We start from the raw sequence: 703 nt of genomic DNA on the forward strand, positions 1-703 counted from the left end.
TGCGCTCGAATTCGATTGTGCTGCGACCCGTATGCAGCTGCCGTTCCCGATTTGGTGACAGAAGGGGCGACCTGTCTCGTGTGGGTGCCGGTAGCTGTCGAAAATTGGCGTAGCGGACCCCAAAAATAAATATTCGAAAGTCGCTTGACGATATCCGGAATGACCCGCATAATTCGCCTCCTTCGCTGATCGCTGCGAACGAAAACGAAGCGATTAAGACGAATTGCTCTTTAAAAATTTACAGCCGATAAGTGTGGGCGCTTGATGCGGTGGCGACCCGATAGTGTTCTTCGGAGCGATGTCGGGAGCAGCAAAAGTATCAAGAGTCTCACACTAAAGTAAGTCAGGTTTTTGAATTTATTCTGAAACCTGTCAGCTTTGAGTGAGCGACCGGTTCTTAACTGAACCGAAAACAGTAACAGGTATTGAACTGAAGAGTTTGATCCTGGCTCAGATTGAACGCTGGCGGCATGCCTTACACATGCAAGTCGAACGGCAGCGCGGGAGCAATCCTGGCGGCGAGTGGCGAACGGGTGAGTAATACATCGGAACATGTCCAGTAGTGGGGGATAGCCCGGCGAAAGCCGGATTAATACCGCATACGATCTATGGATGAAAGCGGGGGATCGCAAGACCTCGCGCTATTGGGGTGGCCGATGGCGGATTAGCTAGTTGGTGGGGTAAAGGCCCACCAAGGCGACGA

Annotated in this window: 1 rRNA gene; it reads left to right on the forward strand. The window is 52.1% G+C overall.

The features are described from left to right. Positions 1 to 427: 427 nt before the first annotated feature. A 16S ribosomal RNA gene (locus BFD71_RS38710) occupies positions 428 to 703 on the forward strand; the annotation flags it as partial.

Source organism: Paraburkholderia nodosa, assembly GCF_001718195.1.
GTDB lineage: Bacteria > Pseudomonadota > Gammaproteobacteria > Burkholderiales > Burkholderiaceae > Paraburkholderia > Paraburkholderia nodosa_A.